At 66.2% G+C, this 14,781-nt stretch carries 13 protein-coding genes; 5 read left to right on the top strand and 8 right to left on the bottom strand.

Going from position 1 to position 14,781, the window contains the following annotated elements:
• Window positions 1-34: 34 nt before the first annotated feature.
• Window positions 35-1,957: a YadA-like family protein gene (locus AC07U1_RS12590; RefSeq protein WP_495176282.1), complete on the bottom strand. Its 1,923-nt coding sequence runs from the start codon at window positions 1,955-1,957 to the stop codon at window positions 35-37.
• Between the two features lie 304 nt (window positions 1,958-2,261).
• On the opposite strand from AC07U1_RS12590, the gene AC07U1_RS12585 reads away from it, so the two are divergent.
• From AC07U1_RS12585 to AC07U1_RS12570, 4 genes are all read left to right on the top strand, one after another.
• Window positions 2,262-3,026, top strand: a complete 765-nt coding sequence (locus AC07U1_RS12585) for a class II aldolase/adducin family protein (RefSeq protein ID WP_495176283.1) — start codon at window positions 2,262-2,264, stop codon at window positions 3,024-3,026.
• A 27-nt stretch (window positions 3,027-3,053) separates the two neighbouring features.
• Window positions 3,054-3,599, top strand: a complete 546-nt coding sequence (locus AC07U1_RS12580; protein WP_056348190.1) for a (2Fe-2S)-binding protein — start codon at window positions 3,054-3,056, stop codon at window positions 3,597-3,599.
• Window positions 3,600-3,736: 137 nt separating this feature from the next.
• Entirely contained in the window at window positions 3,737-4,693 is a 957-nt protein-coding gene (locus AC07U1_RS12575) for an RcnB family protein (protein ID WP_495176284.1), read from the top strand.
• Window positions 4,694-4,810: 117 nt separating this feature from the next.
• The gene (locus AC07U1_RS12570; RefSeq protein ID WP_495176285.1) at window positions 4,811-6,082 is read left to right on the top strand and encodes a metal-dependent hydrolase family protein; all 1,272 of its coding nucleotides are present in this window, start codon (window positions 4,811-4,813) and stop codon (window positions 6,080-6,082) included.
• 107 nt (window positions 6,083-6,189) lie between these two features.
• On the opposite strand, the gene AC07U1_RS12565 is transcribed toward AC07U1_RS12570, so the two are convergent.
• The gene (locus tag AC07U1_RS12565; protein WP_495176286.1) at window positions 6,190-8,826 is read right to left on the bottom strand and encodes an EAL domain-containing protein; all 2,637 of its coding nucleotides are present in this window, start codon (window positions 8,824-8,826) and stop codon (window positions 6,190-6,192) included.
• Window positions 8,827-8,980: 154 nt separating this feature from the next.
• Here AC07U1_RS12565 and AC07U1_RS12560 point away from each other — a divergent pair, with 154 nt between their 5' ends.
• Entirely contained in the window at window positions 8,981-10,015 is a 1,035-nt protein-coding gene (locus AC07U1_RS12560) for a fatty acid desaturase family protein (RefSeq protein ID WP_495176287.1), read from the top strand.
• Here AC07U1_RS12560 and AC07U1_RS12555 read toward each other — a convergent pair.
• The 6 genes from AC07U1_RS12555 to AC07U1_RS12530 form a co-directional block, all read right to left on the bottom strand.
• Window positions 10,012-10,782 (bottom strand): HvfC/BufC family peptide modification chaperone, encoded by a 771-nt coding sequence (locus tag AC07U1_RS12555; protein WP_495176288.1) that lies wholly within the window; start codon window positions 10,780-10,782, stop codon window positions 10,012-10,014. The genes AC07U1_RS12560 and AC07U1_RS12555 overlap by 4 nt on opposite strands.
• On the bottom strand, window positions 10,775-11,620 hold the full coding sequence (gene bufB / locus AC07U1_RS12550) for an MNIO family bufferin maturase (protein WP_495176289.1): 846 nt from the start codon (window positions 11,618-11,620) through the stop codon (window positions 10,775-10,777). The genes AC07U1_RS12555 and bufB overlap by 8 nt, the downstream gene beginning before the upstream one ends.
• 59 nt (window positions 11,621-11,679) lie before the next feature.
• Window positions 11,680-11,988 carry a hypothetical protein gene (locus tag AC07U1_RS12545; protein WP_056348204.1) on the bottom strand — a complete coding sequence of 103 codons (309 nt, stop codon included), beginning with the start codon at window positions 11,986-11,988 and terminating at the stop codon, window positions 11,680-11,682.
• A 160-nt stretch (window positions 11,989-12,148) separates the two neighbouring features.
• Window positions 12,149-12,433, bottom strand: a complete 285-nt coding sequence (bufA2, locus tag AC07U1_RS12540) for a BufA2 family periplasmic bufferin-type metallophore (RefSeq protein ID WP_187138862.1) — start codon at window positions 12,431-12,433, stop codon at window positions 12,149-12,151.
• Between the two features lie 114 nt (window positions 12,434-12,547).
• Complete coding sequence (locus tag AC07U1_RS12535; protein WP_492739015.1) at window positions 12,548-13,033, bottom strand: asparaginase domain-containing protein; 486 nt, start codon at window positions 13,031-13,033, stop codon at window positions 12,548-12,550.
• Between the two features lie 105 nt (window positions 13,034-13,138).
• Entirely contained in the window at window positions 13,139-14,740 is a 1,602-nt protein-coding gene (locus tag AC07U1_RS12530) for a lysine--tRNA ligase (RefSeq protein WP_495176290.1), read from the bottom strand.
• Window positions 14,741-14,781 lie beyond the last annotated feature (41 nt).

The raw sequence follows: 14,781 nt of genomic DNA, 5'->3' as shown, positions 1-14,781 counted from the left end.
TTGGCAAGGAGCATCGCCCGTTTTCATTTACAGCTTACCAGACGACCTGGAAGCCGCCGCGTGCGCCGATCTCACCCGAGTCGAAGCCCGCGCCGACACCAGCCGAGAAGGTGGCCTTCTCGCTGATCCGCGCGGTCATCGCGATCGAGCCGGCGGTGCGGTCGTTGTAGTAACCGATGCCGCCCGACATGCCGAACTTGGCATCGGCCGGCAGCGCCGGGGTTTCCATCGACAGCGCCAGCGCGACGCCTTCGTTGGCGAGGCGCGCCTGACGACGGTTCTCGTCCGACTGCGCGAACAGCGTGTTGATCTGACCGGTATGGGTCGTGGTCAACGTCTGCAGTGCCGCGATGTTGGCATTCTGCGTCGCGTTGACGCCCTGAATGGCCGTGATGGCGGCGCTGTTCGCGGCAACGCCCGCCGTATTCGCCGCGATCGCGGTGCGTACGGTCGGGTCGCGGCCGACGACGCCATTGGCATCGACGGTCATCACGTCGGTCGCCCCCGTCTGCGCCGCGGTGCTCGCCGCGATATCGCCGACGCGAACCGCGCTGCCCGCGCCGCCAAGCGCGACCTGGTTCGCCGCAGTGGCGGTGGCACCGAAACCGAGCGCGGTCGAATTGTCGAACGCCGCATTGGCATTCTTGCCGACCGCGCTGGCATTGATGCCCGCCGCATTGGCCTGGTGACCGACCGCCAGGCTGAGATTGCCCGTGGCCATGGCCTGCCAGCCGAATGCCTGCGCACCGCGACCCGAAGCGACCGATTCGCCGCCGACGGCGGTCGAATGGAAGCCCGAGGCCACGGCATTGTCGCCGACCGCGACGGCATCCTCGTCCGACGCCGCGGCGAAGTTGCCGATGGCGGTCGATGTCGTCCCCGAGGCGGACGCGCTCTTGCCGAAGGCCGAGCTGTTGGCCCCCGAGGCGCTGGCCTGATGGCCCGACGCGACGCTGAGGTTGCCCGTCGCCGACGCCTGCCAGCCGAAGGCCTGCGCCCCGCGCCCCGAGGCCACCGATTCGGCGCCGACCGACGTCGAGTGGAAGCCCGAGGCATTGGCGCCCTGCCCAAAGGCGGTGGCGTCCTCGTCGGTCGCCTGCGCGCCGGTGCCGACCGCCGTCGAGGTCAGGCCGGTTGCATTGGCGAGCACGCCGACCGCCGTCGAGCCCTCGCCGGACGCGTTCGAGTTCGAGCCGATCGCGCTCGACAGGTCGCCCGACGCGTTGGCGAGTTCGCCGACCGCGCTCGAAAAGGTGCCCGACGCGGTCGCGAACGACCCGTTGGCGGTCGAGGCGAGGCCGGTGGCCTGCGCGCTCGCGCCGGTCGCGACGCTGAACGTGCCCGACGCCAGCGCATTGGCGCCGACGGCGGTGTCGTCCTGGCCGCTCGCGGTGGCATTGTCGCCGGTGGCGGTCGCGCGCACGCCCGACGCATCGGCCTGGCGCCCCGTCGCGACGCTGAAGTTGCCCGTTGCCGACGACTGCCAGCCGAACGCCTGTGCACCGCGGCCCGAGGCGAGTGATTCGGCGCCGACCGAGGTCGAGTGGAAGCCGGTAGCCTGCGCCTGTTCGCCGATCGCGACCGCATCTTCATCGGTCGCCGATGCGAGGTTGCCGATCGCGACGCTGGTCTGGCCGGTGGCCGTCGCGGTGCGACCGATCGCGGTGCTGCGGTCGTTCGCGGTCGCATTCTGGCCGACCGCGGTCGAACCGGTGTTGGTGGCGGTTGCCCCCGAACCCACCGCCGTCGAACCATTGCCCGTCGTGCGCGCGTTCGGACCGCAGGCGAGCTGCGTGTTATTGCCCGAGATGGCGCCGCCATCGGTATCGCCAGCCGACACGACGCCGTCGTTATCGCTGTCGAGCAGGCAGGTTTCCGCCTGTGCGGGTGCCGCCGAAAAAGCGGCATAGGCCGCCAACGCCATCGCAGACGCGGACAGTTTCACCGTATAACGCATTGTTCCTCACTCCCCATTGCGCGGGCAGCAGGAGGCCGCACCGCGAAAAGATGCACTGCAACCGACATGAAGAGGATGGTCAGGTCGACCAAGCGCAGACACGCCGGCGGACCACATTGTCTCTTTTGGACAAATGGAAGCCCCGCAGCTCGACCCTGATTCGAAGACTGACGACTAACCGCCGCAAGGTCAACGTTTTATCGCTCTTGTTAACCAGTTCGCCGCCCGGCTTCGCGGGATTGTGCGAACCGGCGCGGCTGTGGCATAGGTGGCACAACGAAACCGACTGCGAGAGGATCAGGCCATGGCGACCCAGCTGAAGCGCAACAGCAAATATAGCGAAGCCGAATGGACGGCGCGGCAGGAACTCGCCGCCTGTTACCGCATCTTCGCGATGATGGGCTGGGACGAGATGATCTTCAACCACATCACGGTGAAGCTGGAGGACCAGGAAGGCGCCTTCCTGATCAACCCCTATGGCATGCATTTCAGCGAGGTCACCGCCTCCAGCCTGATCAAGATCGACATCGACGGCAACAAGCTGGACGAGGATAATCCCTGGCACGTCAACAAGGCGGGCTTTGTCCAGCACAGCCTGTTCCACCGCGTGCTGCCCGACGCGCATGCGATCATCCACACCCACACCACCGCGACGATGGCGGTGTGCGGACTCGAGGGCGGGCTGCAGCCGACGAACTTCTATGCCTGCAACTTCATGGGCCAGCTCGCCTATCACGACTTCGAGGGCGTGACGGTGCGCGAGGAAGAAGGCGAACGGCTGGTCGAGCATCTGGGCAACAAGCGCATCCTGATGCTGCGCAACCATGGCCCGGTGGTGATGGGCAAGTCGCTCTCCGACGCCTTCATCAAATATTGGGCGCTGCAGCGTGCGTGCGAAATCCAGCTTGCGACGATGAGCATGGGCAAGCCGATCCTGGTCGACGAAGAGGTGATCAACGTCCACCAGCGCGACCTGTATATGGCGGCGATCCCCGGCCAGTCGGGCAAGGCCGAATTCGACGCGATGGTGCGCAAGGTCGACAAGATCGACACGAGCTGGCGTGACTAATCCCGCCATTCGGCTAACAGGGGCGGCATGACGCGCTTTTCGGTCAACGACCGCCCGGTCGAATATCGCATGGATCCCGAAACGCCCCTGCTGTGGGCGCTGCGCGACGCGTCGAACCTGACCGGGACCAAATATGGCTGCGGCACCGGCGAATGCGGCGCCTGCACCGTCGATATCGACGGCGAGGCGATCCGCAGTTGCCTGGTCACGATCGCCGAATGCGAAGGGCGTTTCGTCACCACGATCGAGGGACTGACCCGCGACCGCAGCCATCCGGTGCAGCAGGCATGGGTCGCAGAGCAAGTGCCGCAATGCGGTTTCTGCCAATCGGGCATGATCATGGCCGCCGCCGCGTTGCTACGCACCAACAGCAACCCCAGCGATGCCGAGATCGACGCGGCGATGACCAACATCTGCCGCTGCGGCACCTATCCGCGCATCCGCGGCGCGATCAGGCGCGCCGGGCGCGTGCTGCGCGGCGAGGAACGCATCGCCGCCGCGCCGCCGCCGGGCATCCGCCCGCAGGACGCCGCCGGCGCCGTTCCGGCGATGCGCGCGCCGCCGGACCATTGAACGCTTTCGCACCGTTCATCTAGCTGAACCGCAGGCAACATCATGGTTCAGCCATGACTCATATTGCCGACGGTAAATATCGGTTCATCTTCCCGGTCGGCTGTCCGCCGCCCATGGGAAACCGAGGAGTATGGCAGATGAAGAAGTTTATCGGAGGATTGCTGATCGCCGCGACGATGCTGACCCCGATCGCCCCGGTGTTCGCACAGGGCCGCGACGGCCAGCAACAGGCGCAGCGCGGCGACCGCGGGGATCGCGGCAACCGTGCCCAGCGCGGCGGTGGCGGCGACCAGCGCGGCCAGCGCCAGCAGGCACCGCGCCCGCAGGCTCAGCCGCAGGTGCAGCGCCAGCAGGTACAGCGTCAGCAAGGCCAGCGCCCGCAGGGACAGCAGCCGCAACGCCGCGACTGGTCGGGCAACCGCGATCGCGGCGGTCAGGTCCAGCGTCAGCAGGGTCAGCGTCCGCAGGTCCAGCGTCAACAGGCTCCGCGCCAGCAGTGGCAAGGCCAGGATCAGCGCCCGCGTCAGGACCGCAACCGCGGCACCTATGACCGCAATCGCGACGGCCGCACCGACCGCCAGTGGGATCGCAACCGCGACGGTCAGGTCGACCGCCAGTGGGACCGTAACCGCAACGGCCAGGTCGACCGGCGTTACGACCGCAATCGCAACGGCGACCTCGATCGCCGCTGGGATCGCAACGACAACAACCGCGTCGACCGCCGCTACGACCGGAACCGCGACGGCTATGCCGATCGCCGCTATCGCGACGGACGCCGCGACAACAACTGGAACCGTGGCTGGCGCAACGACAACCGCTACAACTGGCGCGACTATCGCCAGCGCTACGGCAACAACTATCGCCTGCCGCGCTATTACAACCCCTATCGCGGCCGCAATTACACGCGGTTCAGCGTCGGCTTCACGCTCGGCTCGCTCTTCTATGGCCAGCGTTACTGGATCAACGATCCGGGCTATTACCGCCTGCCGCCGGCCTATGGCGGGTATCGCTGGGTCCGCTATTATGACGATGCGCTGCTCGTCGACACATACAGCGGCGAAGTGGTCGACGTGATCTACGATTTCTTCTGGTAATTCCTTTCGGTTATCAGATGGCAAACTGAGGGGCCGGTCAACCGGCCCCTCTTTTTATGCGCTTGCCCTCCCCCGCCCGGCGCGCCACGATGAAGGGACAAAGCAGGGGAAAATCGGATGCGTAAACTCGGACTCGTCGCCGCGGCGATGCTCGCGCTCATGGGCAGCGCGGCTTTTGCGAAAACCACCGTCATCTACGCGGGCCATGTCATCACCGACGCCGACAAGCCCACGCTCGGTGCCTCGACCGTCATCGTCACCGACGACCGCATCACCTCGATCAGCGCGGGCCGCACCGCCGCCCCCGCCGATGCCGAAATCGTCGACCTGGGCGACAAGACGCTGCTTCCCGGCCTGATCGACCTCCACGTCCACCTCACCGGCGACCCCGGCGGCGATTATCGCAGCGAAGCGGTCGATCCCGACGAATGGGGCGTCGTCGTCGGCGTCAAAAATGCCGGCATCACGCTGCGCGCCGGCTTCACCACGGTGCGCGAGGCGGGCTCGGCACAATATACCGCCTTTTCGCTGCGCCGCGGCACCGCCGCCGGTTTCATCACCGGTCCGCGCATCATCGCCGCCGGCCCGGCGCTGTCGATCGTCGGCGGCCACGGCGATGTCACCGGTTTTCGCGAGGACGTCCATGGCGTGCTCGATCAGGGCTATACCTGCACCGGCGCGGTCGAATGCGCCGAAAAGGTCCGCAAGGCGTCGCGCGCCGGCGCCGACATCATCAAGATCACCGCGACCGGCGGCGTCCTGTCGCAGCAAGGCCGCGGGCTTGAGGGACATTTCAGCCGCGCCGAACTCGACAGCATCGCGACCACCGCGCACTCGCTGGGGCTGAAGGTGATGGCGCATGCGCATGGCGCGCGCGGCATCGAGGATGCCGCCGCCGCCGGGATCGACACGATCGACCATGGCACCTTCGCCGACGACGCCGCGCTGAAGGTGATGAAGGCCAAGGGCACCTATCTGGTCCCGACGCTGATGGCGTTCGAGGGGATCAAGGAGCGGCTGGGCAAGGGCATCTATACGCCGACGGTCGAGGAAAAGGTCCGCATGACGATGGGCAGCGTCGGCAAGGCGGTGACCCGCGCCAAGGCTCTCGGCGTCCCCGTCGCCTTCGGCACCGATGCCGGGGTGTTCGACCATGGCCGCAACGCCGGCGAATTCGCGCTGCTGGTGGCGAACGGCCTGACCCCGCGCGAAGCGGTCGCGGCGGCCACGACCGTCGCGGCGAAGGCGCTGTCGATGGAAAATGAAATCGGCCGCATCGCGCCGGGCATGTCGGCCGACCTGATCGCGGTTTCGGGCGATCCGCTGACCGACGTGCGCACGCTGGAAAAGGTCGACTGGGTGATGGTGCGCGGGCGGATCGCGGACTAGTTTTCAGCGGCTTCGGGCGTAAACCGCCATTCTTAAATGGGGTTAGCCGCTCCCCACCCCAAAGCCGACTCCACCACCCACCCACGCAGCAGCGCGGGCGCAGGTCATCACGCCGCGCGTTCGATCCGCGCGCGTACCGACTGCCCCGCCACGCTGCCGCCGATCAGCGCCGTGATCTCGACAGCCTGCGCGAATTGCACCCCGACGCGGTTTTGATCGGACCAGCGCGCCTCGGCATCGAGCACAAGGTCGGGGCCGAATTCGAGGCGAAATCCGGTACCCGCGGGCACGTTCCACAGCCCCTCGATCAGCGCGCCGCGCGTCGACAGGTTGCGGACGATCGCCTCATAGCGATGCCCGCCGCTTTCGACCTGGATCGTGCGGAAGGTGCGGCTGCGCGTCTCGCGCGCGCTCTTATACCCCTGCGCGACGACCCGGCCACCATCGGCACGCAGCAGCGCGACCGCTTCGTCGAGGCTCATCGGACGCCCATAGATATAGCCCTGGACGTGGCTACATCCGAGTCCGCGGATCAGGTCGAGGTCGTCGTGCGTCTCGACCCCCTCGGCGGTGGTTTCCATCTTGAGCGCGGCGGCGAGTCCGACGATCGACGAGATGATCGCGGCGTTCATGCTGCTCTTGTCGGCGGCGCCGCGCACAAAGCTCTGGTCGATCTTGATCTTGTCGAACGGCGCCTTCTTCAGATAGCCGAGCGCCGAATAGCCGGTGCCGAAATCGTCGAGCGCCAACCGCACCCCGGTGCGTTTCAGCCGCTGGAACATCTCCAGATTCTCGGGGCTTTCGTCGAGGAACACCCCCTCGGTGATTTCGAGTTCGAGTTGTTCGGGGCGGATACCCGCCGCCGATACCGCGCTCATGATCGTCGCTGGCAATTTGTCGTTGGCGAACTGGCGCGGCGAGACATTGACCGCGATGCGATAGTCGGGGCCGAGCCGGGCGATCGACGCGCAGGCCGAGCGGATGATCCACTCGCCGATCGGGACGATCAGGTTCGATTCCTCGGCGATCGGAATGAATTTCGACGGGCTGATCATCGCCTCGTCGCCGCGCTGCCAGCGGATCAGCGCCTCGAAGCCCGAGATGCGCTCGCTCGCGACATCGACGATCGGCTGATAGACGAGCTTGAGTTCGTCCTTCGCCAAGGCATCGCGCAGCGCGTCCTCGATCGCCTTACGTTCGCTGGCCTGGTTGTGCATCGCGTCGGCATAGAAGCGATAAACGCCGCGCCCGGCGTCCTTGGCGGCATAGAGCGCAAGGTCGGCGTTACGCACCAGCGCCGCCGACGACACCCCCGCCCCTTCGGACACCGCGATCCCGATCGACGAGCCGACCCGCACCTGATCGCCCTCGATCGCAAACGGCTTGGCGAGGCTGAGGATGACCGCATTGGCGATGTTGGCGAGCTTGTCGGCGTGGGTGATCTGCGGCAGCACGATCTGGAATTCGTCGCCGCCGAGCCGCCCGACCTGGCCGCGGTCGCCGACGATCTGCGCGAGCCGCGCCGCGACCTGCTGGAGCAACTGGTCGCCGACCGGATGGCCGAGCGTGTCGTTCACCGCCTTGAAGCGGTCGAGGTCCATCAGCAGCAGCGCGCACGGCTGCGGCTGGCCGATATGGTTCTTCAGCGCGCGTTCGAGCAGGTCGGTGATATGCAGCCGGTTGGCGAGCCCGGTCAGCACGTCGTAGCGCGCGAGCTGGTTGATCTCGCGCTCGGACTTCTTCTTTTCGGTGAGGTCGGTACCGCTGCCGCGAAACCCCTGGAAATTGCCGAGCTCGTTGCTGATCGGGTGGCCCGAGATCGACCACCAGCGCTCCTCGCCCGGCACCGCCGCCTGCACCGTCAGTTCCTTGAACGGGGTGCGCGAAGACAGGCTGAAGCCGAGGGTGCGTTCCTCGCTTTCGTCATTGCCGATGCGTTTGCGGATGATGTCGGTGAACGGCTTGCCGCGCAGGTCGCTCGGCTCACGGCCGAGCTTGGCCGCCACCGTCGGCGAGATATAGACGAGCTGGCCGTGGCGGTCGGTTTCCCAGAACCAGCCGCGCCCGGCGCGTTCGAAGTCGCGCACCAGGTTGAGCGCGCGTTGCTGGTCGCTGATCGTCCTCCGGTTCGCGCGCTCGGTACGCCGCTGGTGCCGCGCATCCTCGCGGACCATGACGATCAGCAGGAAGAGAAAAATCATCGCGGCGAAGGCGAAGGGCATCGACGCCTTGCCGATCGCCCCGCCGAGCGCGGTCGCGCCGGCAAAGGCGAAAAAGGCCGGGCGCGCGATCGCCACCGCCGCCGCCGCGACGAGCACGGCGCCGATGCGGATCGCGGCAAAGGCGTCGACATAGGGCGTGGCGTCGGCCGACGGCGACGAGACGAACATCGCTATGCTGGTCAGCAAGGTGCCGAGCGCGATCAGCGTCATGCACGACGTGCCCCACACGATGGTGCGCCGCGCCAGCGCATTGCCCGGCGCACGCGACAGCTGGCCGATCACCGTCAGCACCAGATCGCAGCCGATGCCGAGCGCCAGGACCAGCCATTGCGACGGACGATCGAAAAAGCCGGGAAGGCCAGGAAAAAAAGCGCAGGCAAAATAGACGAGCGCGCGGCTGACCAGCACATAGTGCCACAGCTGCGCGACGCGCGTCAGACGTGTCACGAATTCCGGCGATTCGAACAGCGATCCGTCGAACGACGGCTCGCTATTCTCCGGTCGCACGATGGCCCGCTTCAACCCCAATCCCGCTGTTCCTGCTTTAGTCGGTCCTTGCGCCATTCCGTGCCAGAAAGGGGTTTCCAAAACCTTATCCCTTCGATCCGTAAATCCCCGGAATTGCTCCATAATGGGAGGGATTGGGTTTTCGTGTGAAACCGATTATAGTCGCACCATGCCTGCCGTTCGCCTCTTACCGCCCGACCGATTCTTCGACCGCGCCGAATGGGCCGCGATCACCCGCGCCTCGGCGTGGCGCGGCATCTGGCTCGTCGCCCACGGGTGGATCGTCAGCATCGCGGTGATCGGCCTCGCGGCCTGGCTGGCGAACCCGCTGGGCTGGCTCGCGGCGATCATCCTCGTCGGCGGGCGCCAACTCGGCTTCGCGATCCTGATGCACGACGCCGCGCACGGCGCGCTGCATCCGAACCGAAAACTCAACAATTTCCTCGGTGACTGGCTGACCGGCGCCGCGGTGGGATCGGACCTGATCGCGTATCGCACCTATCATCTGCAGCATCACAAATTCACCCAGCAGCCCGAGGATCCCGACCTGTCGCTGTCGAAGCCCTTCCCCACCACCCGCGCCAGCCTGTGGCGCAAGGTGGCGCGCGACCTGACCGGCCAGACATTTTTCAAACAGCGCGTCGCGCAGTTCGGCTTCGCGCTTGTCGGGCTGAAGGCGATGCTACGCGGCGAGAAGCCCGGAAAGAAGGGCGCAAGCACCAAGGCCGGTACACCCTTCAACAAGCAATCCGACGACGGCATGACGTCACCAACGGTCGACGTCGCGGGTGCGATGGCGGTGACGCGCGCGGTCGGACGTTTCCTGCTCGTCCAGGCGGTGCTGCTGGCGCTGTCACTCGCGCTCTACGGCTGGACGCCGTATCTGCTCTGGCTCGCGGGGCTGGCGACGACGTTCCAGCTTTACCTGCGCATCCGCAACATCGCCGAACATGCCTGTACGACCACGGGCAGCGACGATCCCTTCACCCACGCGCGCACGACGCACGCCGGCTGGCTGGCGCGCGCAACGGTCGCGCCCTACTGGGTGAATTATCACGCCGAGCATCACCTGTTCATGGGCGTGCCCTGTTATCGGTTGCCGCAGGTCCATGCCGCGCTCGGCCGCGCCGGGCGGCACGAGGCGATGACGATCGCGCCGGGCTATTTCAGCGTATTGCGGCAGGTGACGGCAGTTCGCGCCTAATCCGCGAGCACCAGCACCCCGTCGGCAAGCCATTGCGCGAGCCACCCGGCCAGCGCCTGCATCGCCGCATCCTCACCCAGTCCCGCGATCGTCGCGGCGCTGAGATCGGTGAAGCTGGCGCCCGCTTCGAACAGCGCCAAGGCATCCGCCTCCCCCTCCGACAGCGTGCGAAACTGCGACTGGACGCCGCGGCGCCATATCAGCAGCCGCACCGGCGCCGCGAGCAGCACCGCGTCGGGCGGCGCCTCGCCCTCGTCGAGCGCACTCCAGATCGCGCGGCTGTTGTGGCACTGGCGCAGCACCTGCGCCGCCGGATGAAGCGTCAGCCGCCGGTCGATCCAGCCTTCGCCGAGCGCGCCGACCGCTGCGGCATCGAGCGGCGCCGCATCGGCGGCGTCGAACGCGCTCCGCAGCGCCCAGTCGAGTGCGGCCAGTTCCGCCAGTTCGCCATCGGCGGGATAATGCTGCGCCAGAAACGCCGGAAATTCGCCGCCATAATAACGTAAATTGCGCGTGAGCGACGGATGCGCAGTGACATAGGCGTCGGCCAGATTGTCGAACTGATCATCGCCGAGCCAGGCGTGGAGGCGCTCGAAATGGTCGGCGAGCACGTCGCGCAGGCTGGCGCGGTAATTGTTGCGATAAATGTCGAGCCGCCGCGCCGCGCCGACGCGGTTGTCGTCGACAATCAGCGCCTCGGCCTCCGCATCGCCGGACATCACCCCGGCGAGGAATCGCGCCTGCACATCGCGCAACGCCTCAACCATGCACCGGCTCCAACACCCGCGCGGCGAGCGCCCGCGCGCGGTCGAGTTCGGCGATGACGTCGGCAAGCGGCGGAATGTCGTCGTCGCGCTCGATCATCGTCGCGACGGGGCCGAACATGCGGCACGCCTGCTCATAGAGGTCCCACACCGCGTCGCAGACGTCGCTGTCGTGGGTGTCGATGACATAGTCGCCCATGTCGCTATGACCGGCGAGGTGGATTTGCTGGATGCGATCCCCCGGCAGGCCGGCGAGATAATCGAGCGGGTCGAAACCATGGTTGCGCGCGCTGACGTAGATATTGTTGACGTCGAGCAGCAACAGGCAATCGGAGCGCACCGCCATGTCGGCGAGGAAATCCCATTCGCTGCGGTCCGAGGAGCGGAAGGTGACATAGCTCGACGGATTTTCGATCAGGATGCGCCGGCCAAGATGGTCCTGCACGCGGGCGATATTGTCGACGACGCAGGTCAGCGCGGGCGCGTCATAGGGCAGCGGCAGCAGGTCGTGGCTGTTGTGCGCGTTGATCCCGGTCCAGCACAGATGGTCCGAAATCCACAAAGGCTCGACCCGCGCCGCAAGCGCCTTCAGGTCGGCCAGATAAGTCCTGTCGATCGGCTCGTCCGACCCGATCGACAGCGACACGCCGTGCATCACCATCGGATAATCGGCGCGGATCGTATCGAGCATCGCCATCGGCTTGCCGCCGGGCACCATGTAATTTTCGGAGATGATCTCGAGCCAGTCGACCGCTTGCGGTCCGGCCAGGAACTCGGGGTAATGATCGGGGCGCAGGCCGAGCCCGAAGCCCGGCGACGGCGCCGTTTTGCGGTCGTCCATGGGCGTCCCTTCAAATTCCAATCAGCAGGCCCGGCGGCGCCGGACCTGCCGAGCGGAAATCAGGCGCCGATCGTGCCGCCGTCGGCAAGGCACTTGCTGGCCGCGACCTTCTTGTACCCCTTGCCCTTGCAGGCATTGGCGCCCTTGCAGCTGTTGCCCGCGGTGCTGCAGCCCGACGCGCTCTTGCACGAACTCGCTTCGGTCTTGCAATCCGACGTGCCCTTGCAGCTGTTGACGCCATAGCATTTGACCTCGTCATTCGCGCCGACCTTCTTGGCGGCGGCCGGCGGATCGGCGGCCAGAGCGGCGCCCGACAGGGCCAGCGCGGTGGCCGAAGCCGCGATCAGCCCGGCAAGTTTGTTGGTCATGAGATCGTCCTTCCCTTGATTGTCAGAATAAAGGTGGGGCGAATCATTGCCCCTTGGCCTTTGTCACACGACCCGGGAGGATATTGGCATGATCTCGATCACAGGCGAAAGAAAAACTGCCCCGCGCGGCGCTCCGCGGCCGCGCGGGACAAGGGCGGGATCAGCCGATGTCGCCGATGACACCACCGTCGCTCAGGCATTTTGCGGCGGCCACCGCCTTGAATCCATGGCCCTTGCAGGCGTTCTGGCCCTTGCACGCGTTCGCGGTCGTCTTGCAGTCGGCGGTGCCCTTGCAGCTGTTGACGCCATAGCAATGGACCATGTCCTTGGCGCCGACGGCGCTGCCCGAACTGCCCGACGGCGCGTCGGCGGCAAAGGCGGCGCCGCCGAGCGCAAGCGCGGTGGCCGATGCGGCGATCAGGCCGGCAAGCTTGCTGTTGATCATAGGGTGATCCTTCCAAAATAAGTCCGGCGGAAGAGCCCATTGCCCTCCCACATCTGCTTATTCCGGCCGGAACGACGGAAAGTTACAGGGGTGCTCGGCCCCTCGCCGAATATTCTAATCCGCCGCGGCGACGAAGCGGGCGCCCGCGCGGTCCTTTTCGGTCGTCGCGGGGTCGAAGATCATCCCGTTCATCGCGATATAGACCCCGGGCGGCAGCGTCTGCGCGGCGGCGAGCGCGAAGCCGACGTTGAACTCGGCATCGCTCGCGCGCACCGACGCGGGCTGCATCGCGCCGGTCATCACGATCGTCTTGCCCGCCAGCCCGGCGAGCACGCGCCCGGTGACGACCATCGTATCGGTGCCGTGGGTCACGAGAATGCGGGTGGCGTCACTCGCCGCGACCGCGGCGCGGATCGCGGCGCGATCGGCGTCGTCGAGCTCGAGGCTGTCCTTGCGCATCAACTGGGTGACGCGGTGCGCGACATGGACATTATTCTCGCGCAGCATGTCGGGGATCGCCGCGGGGCCAATCTGGAACTCGCTGAGCGCGTCGAAATAGACCTTGTCGATCGTCCCGCCGGTGGTGAAGATGTCGATCATGGGGCTGTCCTCTTCGTTGCTCCGTCATTGCGAGCGAAGCGAAGCAATCCAGAGTCGCGTAGGCCGCTCTGGATTGCTTCGCTTCGCTCGCAATGACGAGCTATTTTACGCCAACGCCTCGGCGATCAACCGCCGCGTGTTATCGATCCCGAACAGCGCGATGAAGCTGCCCATGCGCGGCCCGGCGCTCGACCCGAGCAACGTCTCGTAGAGCGCCTTGAACCAGTCGCGCAGATTTTCAAAACCATAGGCTTCGTTCTTGCCGATCTCGTAGACGATGTTCTGGATATCGTCGGCCGAGGCATCGGCGGGCAATGCCGTCAGCTTCGCGTCGAGGTCGGCGAGCGCCGCGCCCTCGCCGCCCACCGGCTTGCGGCGGTTCAGCGTCGGCGCGACATAGTCGCGGTTATACGCCATCGCATTGTCGATCAGGCGATCGAGTTCGGGATAGGTCGCCGCATTGGCACCCTCGACATATTGGCCGAGGTAGCGCCAGATCTGTTCCTTCGACGCATCGGCGCCCATCACCCCGACGAGGTTGAGCAGCAGCCCGAAGGTCACCGGCAATTCGTCCGCCGGCACCGCCTCGCTGCGCGCGACATGGACATGATGCACGGGGTTGCCGAGCTTCTTGTCGCCTTCCTGCGCGGGATAATTGCCACGCATCTGCAGATATTCGTCGACCGCCTTGGGGATCACACCGATGTGCAGCTGCTTCGCGGCCTTGGGCTCGCGATAGGCGAAGAAGGCGAGGCTCTCCTCGCTGCCATAGCTCAGCCATTGCTCGAGGCTCAGGCCATTGCCCTTCGACTTCGAAATCTTCTCGCCCTTTTCGTCGAGGAACATTTCGTAGATCAGCCCTTCGGGCTTTTGCCCGCCGATAGCGCGCGCGATCTTGCCCGACTGGACGCCGCTGTCGGTCAGGTCCTTGCCGTACATTTCGTAATCGACGCCCAAGGCGACCCAGCGCATCGCCCAGTCGACCTTCCACTGCAGTTTGGCGCCGCCGCCGAGGACCGAATGGGTGATCGTCTGACCCTCATCCTCGAACGACACGAGGCCCTTGTCGGCATCGACGACGGTCACCGGCACCTGCAGCACGATGCCCGAGGTCGGGCTGACCGGCAGGATCGGCGAATAGGTCGCGGCGCGCTCGGCGCGCAGCGTCGGCAGCATGATGTCGAGAATATCCTGATTGTGGCGCAGGATCGTCTTCAGCGCCTCGTCGAATGCCCCCGACTTGTAGCGCTCGGTCGAGCTGACAAATTCATAGTCGAAGCCGAAACGGTCGAGAAACTCGCGCAGCATTGCATTGTTATGATGCGCAAAACTCTCATACTTGCCGAACGGGTCGGGAATGTCGGTGAGCGGTTTGCCGAGACAGGCGGTCAGCATTTCCTTTTGCGGGACATTGTCGGGCACCTTGCGCAGCCCGTCCATGTCATCGCTGAACGCGACGAGGCGCGTCGGCGCGCCGCCGGTCAGCGTTTCATAGGCGCGGCGGACCATCGTCGTGCGCAGCACTTCGTTGAAGGTGCCGATATGCGGCAGGCCCGAGGGACCATAGCCGGTCTCGAACAGCACGGGATCGCCACCAGGCTTGCCCTGCGGATAGCGTTTGACCAGCTTGCGCGCTTCCTCGAACGGCCAGGCCTTGGACGTCAACGCGGGTTCGCGCAGGGCGGGATCGAGATGCAGGTCGGTCATGGGCCGCCCATAGCGGGAAGCGGCGGCCGCGCGAAAGGCAA

It is taken from the genome of Sphingopyxis sp. GW821-FHT02C12 (assembly GCF_059421785.1).
This window is presented reverse-complemented; position numbering and strand designations above follow the sequence as displayed.

Coding starts and splice junctions, on each gene's coding strand:
- AC07U1_RS12590 (WP_495176282.1), bottom strand. CDS start 1,957: ATGCGTTATACGGTGAAACTGTCCGCGTCTGCGATGGCGTTGGCGGCC.
- AC07U1_RS12585 (WP_495176283.1), top strand. CDS start 2,262: ATGGCGACCCAGCTGAAGCGCAACAGCAAATATAGCGAAGCCGAATGG.
- AC07U1_RS12580 (WP_056348190.1), top strand. CDS start 3,054: ATGACGCGCTTTTCGGTCAACGACCGCCCGGTCGAATATCGCATGGAT.
- AC07U1_RS12575 (WP_495176284.1), top strand. CDS start 3,737: ATGAAGAAGTTTATCGGAGGATTGCTGATCGCCGCGACGATGCTGACC.
- AC07U1_RS12570 (WP_495176285.1), top strand. CDS start 4,811: ATGCGTAAACTCGGACTCGTCGCCGCGGCGATGCTCGCGCTCATGGGC.
- AC07U1_RS12560 (WP_495176287.1), top strand. CDS start 8,981: ATGCCTGCCGTTCGCCTCTTACCGCCCGACCGATTCTTCGACCGCGCC.
- AC07U1_RS12555 (WP_495176288.1), bottom strand. CDS start 10,782: ATGGTTGAGGCGTTGCGCGATGTGCAGGCGCGATTCCTCGCCGGGGTG.
- bufB (WP_495176289.1), bottom strand. CDS start 11,620: ATGGACGACCGCAAAACGGCGCCGTCGCCGGGCTTCGGGCTCGGCCTG.
- AC07U1_RS12545 (WP_056348204.1), bottom strand. CDS start 11,988: ATGACCAACAAACTTGCCGGGCTGATCGCGGCTTCGGCCACCGCGCTG.
- bufA2 (WP_187138862.1), bottom strand. CDS start 12,433: ATGATCAACAGCAAGCTTGCCGGCCTGATCGCCGCATCGGCCACCGCG.
- AC07U1_RS12535 (WP_492739015.1), bottom strand. CDS start 13,033: ATGATCGACATCTTCACCACCGGCGGGACGATCGACAAGGTCTATTTC.
- AC07U1_RS12530 (WP_495176290.1), bottom strand. CDS start 14,740: ATGACCGACCTGCATCTCGATCCCGCCCTGCGCGAACCCGCGTTGACG.